This window comes from Methylobacterium sp. P3_A11 (genome assembly GCF_056403155.1).
Genome location: NZ_JBFUGA010000042.1, coordinates 39,940 through 47,017, shown reverse-complemented (window position 1 = coordinate 47,017; position 7,078 = coordinate 39,940). Strand labels below are relative to the sequence as shown.

Below are 7,078 nucleotides of genomic sequence, written 5' to 3'. Positions count from 1 at the left end.
ACGGTGGCGCGGACCGGCCGGGGACGGCTGCGGGCTCTCGTCGGCGTGCTCGGCGCGGCGGCGATCGCGGCGGTRCCCGTGGCCCTGCGCGATGACCCCGCCATCGGCCTCGTCGGGCCGGCCTGGATGTTCGCGGTGGTCTGGTCCACCGACATCGCCGCATATTTCGCCGGCCGGAAGATCGGCGGACCGAAGCTGATGCCCCGGGTCTCGCCCAACAAGACCTGGTCCGGCGCGATCGGGGGCCTGATCGGCGCGGTCGCGGCCGGGACACTCGTCCCGGTCATCGCCGATCTTGCCGGCATGACCCTGCCCAGCGCCGCCTCCCTCCCGGTGGTGGCGGGCGTGAGTGCCGTGGCCTCGATCCTCAGCCAGGCGGGGGACCTCATCGAATCTGGTCTGAAACGCCGCTACGGCGTGAAGGATTCCGGCAAGATCATCCCGGGTCATGGCGGCGTCATGGACCGGCTCGACGGTTTCTTCGCGGTCGCCGTTCTGGCGGCTCTCTACCTGGCCCTGCGCGGGGGCGGTCTGATCCCGTGACGATGAGGGAGTTGAACCCGTGACCCAGGTCGTCACCGTCTTCGGCGCCACCGGCTCGATCGGCCGCTCCACCGCCGACCTGCTCGCCCAGCATGCGGACCGGTTCAGCGTCGGTGCCCTCGTGGGCGGCCGGGATCCCGTCGCGCTGGCCAAGGTCGCGCGGGAGCTGAATGCATCCTTCGCGGCCCTCGCCGACGAATCGGCCGGCCCGGCGCTCGCCGAGGCACTGTCCGGCTCCGGCATCCCCAATGGGGCCGGGGAGGGGGCCGTCATGGAGGCGGTCGCCCGGGATGCCGACATCGTCGTCGCGGCGGTGAGCGGCGCGGCCGGCCTGAAATCGACCCACGCGGCGCTCCGCCTCGGCCGCAAGGTCGCGCTCGCCAACAAGGAGAGCTTGGTCTGTGCCGGCGACGCGTTCATGCGCGACGCCGCGCGCTACGGGGCCACGATCCTGCCGATGGATTCCGAGCACGATGCCCTGAGCCAGGCGCTCGCCGGCCGGCCGCTCGCCGACGTCCGCACCATGATGATCACGGCCTCGGGCGGACCGTTCCGCACGTGGAGCCGCGAGCGGATCGCCGCCGCCTCCGCGGCCGAGGCGGCCGCCCATCCGACTTGGTCGATGGGCATGAAGATCAACATCGATTCGGCCAGCCTCATGAACAAGGGCCTCGAACTGATCGAGGCGCACCACCTGTTCGGCATCGAGCCGGAGCGCCTCGACGTCGTCGTGCACCCGCAATCGGTGATCCACGGGATGGTCTACTGGCTCGACGGCGCCGTCACCGCCGAGCTGGCGCTGCCCGACATGCGGGTGCCGATCTCGCACTGCCTCGGCCTCGGCGACCGCCTCACCATCCAGCGGGGACGGTCCCTCGACTTCGTGACGCTCGGGTCGCTGACCTTCGAGGCGGCGGACGAGGCGCGATTCCCGTGCCTGCGGATCGCCCGGGCGGCCCTGGCCGCCGGCGGTGCGGCGCCGACCGTGATGAATGCGGCCAACGAGATCGCGGTGGCGGCGTTCATCGCCGGCCGGATCGGCTTCTATGGGATCAGCGATCTGGTCGAGCGCGCCTGCACGCATTTCGCCGGGTCGTACCGGACCGCCCCGGCCGACGTCGACGAGGCCCTCGCCATCGATGCGCATGTCCGGATCTGGAGTGCCGAGGTCCTGCCGGAACTGCGCGCGGCGGGCTGACGGCCTTCTTCTCCGTCGCGAGCGGTTTCTTTCAGCGGAGCGCGCCGTAGCCGGCCAGGAACATCCGCACCGCCTCGTCGACCTGATGGCGCGTCTCCGCCTCGCTCGCGACCCCGCCGGCCCGGAACAGCAGGCGGGTCAGCAAGCCGGCCTGGCAGAGATGCAGGAAGTGACGGGCGGCGAGTTCCGTATCGGCGATCCTCAGCCGGCCGGCCTCGACCTGCGCGTCGAGGTAAGCCGACAGGCGCTCGACGCCGCAGGCCGGCCCTGCCTCGTAGAAGGCTTGGCCGAAGCGCGGGAATTTCTCGCAGGCACCGATCACCATCCGGACCACCGACACGTGTTCGGGCCGGCACATTTCCGTCAGGAAGCTCGTGCCGAGCCGGGTTAGGACGCCCGGCACATCGGGGTTCTCCGCGTCGAGGGTGAAGAGAGCCTCGGCCAGGCTGGACTTCTCCTGAATGATCAGCGCCTCGAACAGGTCTTCCTTGCTGTCGAAGTAGACGTAGAGCGTCCCTTTCGAGACGCCCGCTGCCCGGGCGACCTCGCCCATGCTGGCACCGTCGAACCCGGCCGCCAGGAAAACGGTCCGTGCGCCGTCGAGGATCTGCCGACGCTTGTCGCCCTCGTACTGAGCCTGTTGCCGCTCCAGCACCGCACCCTGAGCCATCGTTCCGCTCCACCTCCGAGGCGCTGCCGCGCTTGACCGAACCGTTCGGTCAACATAACCTGCGGCTTCTTCGACGGCGCGTCAAGACGTGCCCGTTCACTGACCGAACGGTTCGGTCATCAGTCTTGAGGCGTCAGATGTCCCTTCGCGAGGACGCGGATCGACCCCATTCCGGCATCGACGCCCGTATCGAGGCCGGCGACGAGGATCGGGCCGAGCATCCTGCGCCACGTGCACCGGTCTCCGCTCCGATGCCGGCGGTAGAGTCGAATCGGGCCGCGCCGGAGACGACAGCGCCCCGCAGGCGTCCGCTCAAGAGGTTCGTCCTTCTCGTCCTGCTGTTCGCCACCGCGATCGGCGGGGCCTACGAGGGATGGCAATGGTGGTCAGTCGGACGGTTCTTCGTCTCGACGGATGATGCCTATGTGCAGGCCGACATCTCGGTGCTCGCCGCGAAGGTGTCGGGCTACCTCGACGCCGTACCGGTGGTGAACGGCCTGTCGGTGAAGAAGGGCGACGTGATCGCCAAGCTCGACGATGGCGATTACCGCCTCGCCCTTCAGGCGGCGCAGGACAAGCTCGCGACGCAACAGAGCACCATCACCCGCATCGCCCGCCAGACCGAAGCCGCGCAGGCGCAGGTCGCCCAAGCCGCCGCGCAACTCGATGCGACGCGCGCCGACGCCGTCCGCGCCCAGGCCGATTTCATACGGTCGACGCAGATGCAGGCGGATTACGTCGCCAAGTCGCGCATCGATCAGACCCGCGCCGACCGCGACCGGACCGAGGCGTCGGTCAAGGCCATGGAGGCCGGCCTGGTCGCCGCCCGCGCCAACGTCGACGTCCTCCAGGCGCAGAAGCGCGAGGCGGAGAGCCTGGCGGCGGAACTCCGCACCGCCGTGGACCGGGCGCGCCGCGACCTCGATTTCACGGTGATCCGTGCCCCCTTCGACGGCGTGGTGGGCAACAAGGCCGTCGAGGCCGGCGCCTATGTCGGCCCCGGCACGCGGATTGCCGCCCTCGTGCCGCTCCAGAGTGTGCGGATCGACGCGAACTTCAAGGAGACCCAGGTCCAGCGCATGCGTCCGGGCCAGCCGGTGACGGTGACGGTCGACGCCTATCCCGACCGCGAGATCCACGCGGTGGTGGAATCGTTCTCGCCGGCCTCCGGCTCGGTGTTCAGCCTGCTGCCACCCGACAACGCGACGGGGAACTTCACCAAGATCGTCCAGCGCCTGCCTGTGCGTGTCCGCGTGCCCGAGGACGTCGCCCGCGAGGGCCTGCTGCGTCCGGGCCTGTCGGTCGTCGTCCGGGTCGATACCCGTTCCGGTGCGGATCGGTCGGTGCTGGACCGGGCCTCGGCCGCCCAGCCCGTCAGCACCGCGAGCCGCTGAGACCGTTCATGGCCGCCACCGCCGCCCTCGCGCCGGGAGCGCCCGCCCGCGCCGCCGAGCCGCCCCTCGACCGCCGCCGCATGGTGGCGTTCGTCTGCATGGTGTTCGGCATGTTCATGGCGATCCTGGACATCCAGATCGTCTCGGCCTCCCTGAACGAGATCCAGGCCGGCCTCTCGGCCTCGGGGGACGAGATCCCCTGGGTCCAGACCAGCTACCTCATCGCCGAGGTCATCTCGATCCCGCTCTCCGGCACGCTGTCGCGGGTGCTCTCGACGCGCTGGATGTTCGCGATCTCGGCCGGCGGCTTCACCGTCATGAGCCTGATGTGCGCCACCTCGTCGTCGATCGGCGAGATGATCGTCTGGCGGGCGCTTCAGGGCTTCATCGGCGGCGGCATGATCCCAACGGTGTTCGCCGCGGCCTTCACGATCTTCCCGCCCTCCAAGCGGACCATTGTGTCGCCGATGATCGGCCTCGTGGCGACCCTCGCGCCGACCATCGGACCCACGGTGGGCGGCTACCTCACCGACCTGATGTCCTGGCACTGGCTGTTCCTGATCAACGTCGTGCCGGGAATCTTCGTGACGGTCTCGACCTGGATCCTGGTCGATTTCGACCAGCCCAACTACGGCCTGATCAAGTCGTTCGACTGGGCCGGACTCGCCTTCATGGCCGGCTTCCTCGGCTGTCTCGAATACGTGCTCGAGGAGGGACCGAATCACGACTGGCTTCAGGACGAGACGGTCTTCGCCTGTGCGGCGGTCTGCGGGATATCGGCGCTGCTGTTCTTCTGGCGGGTCTTCACCGCCAAGCAGCCGATCGTCGATCTGCGGGCCTTCTCGGACCGTAACTTCGCCAGCGGCTGCGTCGCGAGCTTCGTGCTCGGCATCGGGCTCTACGGGCTGACCTACATCTACCCGGTCTATCTCGCCCGCGTACGGGGCTATTCGGCGCTGATGATCGGCGAGACGATGTTCGTCTCCGGCCTGTGCATGTTCGCCACCGCTCCCATCGCCGGCCGGCTGTCCGGGAAGGTCGATCCGCGGATCATGATGGGGATCGGATTCGTCGGCTTCGCCTGCGGCACCTGGATCGTCACCGGGCTCACCAAGGACTGGGACTTCTACGAATTGCTGCTGCCGCAGGTGCTGCGCGGCTGCTCGCTGATGCTGTGCATGATCCCGATCAACAACATCGCCCTCGGGACGCTGCCGCCGGCGCGCATGAAGAATGCGTCCGGGCTCTTCAACCTGACGCGCAACCTCGGCGGGGCCGTCGGCCTCGCCCTGATCAACACGATCCTCAACGACCGCTGGGACCTCCACCTCTCGCGCCTCCACGAGCGCTTCACCTGGGCGAACACGGCCGCGCTGGAGCGCCTCGACACGATGCGGCAGGGCTTCGATGCCTATGGCAGCGCCGCGTCCGACATGGCGCTGAAGGCCCTGTCCAACACGGTGCGCATCCAGGGCCTGGTGATGGCGTTCGAGGACGTGTTCCTGGCCCTCACGGTGCTGTTCCTAGCCATGGCCTGTGCCGTTCCGATGATCCGGCGTCCGATCGCCGTGGGCGGCGGCGGAGGCGGCCATTGACGGGGGCCATCTGAGGATCGGCCGGCCGGTGCGGAAGCGGACGGCGCGTGCGACCTCGCGCGACCGGCACGCAGGATTGCGTTGGCGGTCGGCACCGCCGATCTGCTAGACTGGTGCGATGCCTGGCCCGAGAAGCCGGCGCGACGACGGCCAGGGAACGGCTCATGGACTTCCTCAATGCGATGGGCGGCACCGCCGGCAGTTTCTTCGGCGCGGTGATCCCATTCCTGTTCGTGCTCACCGTCGTCGTCTTCGTGCACGAGATGGGGCACTTCCTGGTCGGGAGGTGGTGCGGCGTCGGCGTGCACGCCTTCTCGCTCGGCTTCGGGCCGGAGCTGTTCGGCTTCAACGATCGCCGCGGGACCCGCTGGAAGCTCTGCGCGATCCCCCTCGGCGGCTATGTGAAGTTTCACGGCGACGTGAACGGCGCCAGCGTGCCCGATCCCGAGGCCGTCGCCCGGATGACCCCGCAGGAGCGGGCAATCAGCTTCCCGACCCAGCCGGTGTCCAAGCGCGCCGCCATTGTCGCCGCCGGGCCGGTGGCGAACTTCATCCTGGCGATCCTGCTGTTCGCCGGCGCGATCTGGCTCGGCGGTCGCTACGAGCTGCCCGCCCGGGTCTCTGCGGTAGAGGCGGGCAGTGTCGCCGCCCAGGCCGGCTTCCAGCCCGGTGACGTGATCACCGCTATCGACGGCGAGAAGATCGGCGACTTCAACGCCATGTACCGCACGGTGACCGGCAGCGCCGGCACGCCGCTGACCTTCACGGTCGAGCGCAACGAGCAGCCCATCACCATCCAGGCGACGCCGGCCACCTTCGAGGAGAAGACGCCCTTCGGCCGCCACCGGATCGGCCGTCTCGGCATCCGGTCGCCGGCGGGTTCGGAGGCCAAGCTGGTGCGGTACGGGGCGCTGGACTCCCTGGATCTCGGCGTGCGCGAGACCTACTTCGTGGTCGAGCGCACCTTCTCGTATCTGAGCAAGCTCGCCACGGGCCGCGAATCCGCCGACCAGCTGTCCGGCCCCATCGGCATCGCCCGCGTCTCCGGCGAGGTCGCCAAGACCGGGGGCGTCGGCGGCCTCGTCGGCCTGATCGCGCTGCTCTCCGTCTCGATCGGTCTCCTGAACCTGTTTCCGGTGCCGCTGCTCGATGGCGGCCACCTCCTGTTTTACGCCTTCGAGATCGTGCGCGGCCGTCCGCTCAGCGAGCGCGCCCAGGAGATCGGCTTCCGCATCGGCCTCGCCCTGGTTCTGATGCTGATGCTGTTCGCCGCCTGGAACGATATCCTCAATCTCGGTGCCTCCTGGCGCAACACCTGATCCCGGACCACCGCGGGGTCCGGCGGTTCCGCCGGATCTCCACCGGAAAGGGTGCCCCAATGCCGCCGCGATCTCGCCCGGCCGCGGCCTCGATGGCGCCGTCGCGGCGGTGCGAAACACGGTTACCATCGTGTTTGCGGGAACGGGAGCGGGCCTGAAAACGCCCGTGGGCACAGGCGTTTACGTCCCGTTCACCACGATCCGCGGATTGTCGGCAGGGTGACGGCACCGTTAAGTGGCGCGAAGGCCACGACCCCCCAAAATCCCCTGACGATGGCCGACCGCGCGTTTGCTTGGCAGGGGAATCCCGCTAAGAGCTACGCTTGGACCGAAGCCACGCTTGGACCAGGTGACGGGAC

At 69.2% G+C, this 7,078-nt stretch carries 6 protein-coding genes; 5 read left to right on the top strand and 1 reads right to left on the bottom strand.

Features of this window, described 5'->3' with window-relative positions:
• Together AC1DXK_RS14835 and dxr are read left to right on the top strand one after the other, a co-directional pair.
• On the top strand, nucleotides 1–543 hold a 543-nt coding region (locus AC1DXK_RS14835), incomplete at its 5' end, for a phosphatidate cytidylyltransferase (protein ID WP_477298146.1).
• A gap of 19 nt (nucleotides 544–562) precedes the next feature.
• Complete coding sequence (gene dxr / locus AC1DXK_RS14830) at nucleotides 563–1,741, top strand: 1-deoxy-D-xylulose-5-phosphate reductoisomerase (RefSeq protein ID WP_457104561.1); 1,179 nt, start codon at nucleotides 563–565, stop codon at nucleotides 1,739–1,741.
• A 31-nt stretch (nucleotides 1,742–1,772) separates the two neighbouring features.
• Here dxr and AC1DXK_RS14825 read toward each other — a convergent pair whose 3' ends face one another.
• The gene (locus AC1DXK_RS14825) at nucleotides 1,773–2,411 is read right to left on the bottom strand and encodes a TetR/AcrR family transcriptional regulator (RefSeq protein WP_457104560.1); all 639 of its coding nucleotides are present in this window, start codon (nucleotides 2,409–2,411) and stop codon (nucleotides 1,773–1,775) included.
• A gap of 137 nt (nucleotides 2,412–2,548) precedes the next feature.
• On the opposite strand from AC1DXK_RS14825, the gene AC1DXK_RS14820 reads away from it, so the two are divergent.
• From AC1DXK_RS14820 to AC1DXK_RS14810, 3 genes are all read left to right on the top strand, one after another.
• Nucleotides 2,549–3,805: an HlyD family secretion protein gene (locus AC1DXK_RS14820; RefSeq protein ID WP_457104559.1), complete on the top strand. Its 1,257-nt coding sequence runs from the start codon at nucleotides 2,549–2,551 to the stop codon at nucleotides 3,803–3,805.
• Between the two features lie 8 nt (nucleotides 3,806–3,813).
• Nucleotides 3,814–5,400: a DHA2 family efflux MFS transporter permease subunit gene (locus AC1DXK_RS14815; protein WP_457104558.1), complete on the top strand. Its 1,587-nt coding sequence runs from the start codon at nucleotides 3,814–3,816 to the stop codon at nucleotides 5,398–5,400.
• A gap of 164 nt (nucleotides 5,401–5,564) precedes the next feature.
• Nucleotides 5,565–6,719: a M50 family metallopeptidase gene (locus tag AC1DXK_RS14810; RefSeq protein WP_457104557.1), complete on the top strand. Its 1,155-nt coding sequence runs from the start codon at nucleotides 5,565–5,567 to the stop codon at nucleotides 6,717–6,719.
• Nucleotides 6,720–7,078 lie beyond the last annotated feature (359 nt).

Bases quoted from the DNA above. Each gene is read 5' to 3' on its own strand.
- AC1DXK_RS14825 (WP_457104560.1), bottom strand. From the start codon at position 2,411: ATGGCTCAGGGTGCGGTGCTGGAGCGGCAACAGGCTCAGTACGAGGGC.
- AC1DXK_RS14820 (WP_457104559.1), top strand. From the start codon at position 2,549: ATGTCCCTTCGCGAGGACGCGGATCGACCCCATTCCGGCATCGACGCC.
- AC1DXK_RS14815 (WP_457104558.1), top strand. From the start codon at position 3,814: ATGGCCGCCACCGCCGCCCTCGCGCCGGGAGCGCCCGCCCGCGCCGCC.
- AC1DXK_RS14810 (WP_457104557.1), top strand. From the start codon at position 5,565: ATGGACTTCCTCAATGCGATGGGCGGCACCGCCGGCAGTTTCTTCGGC.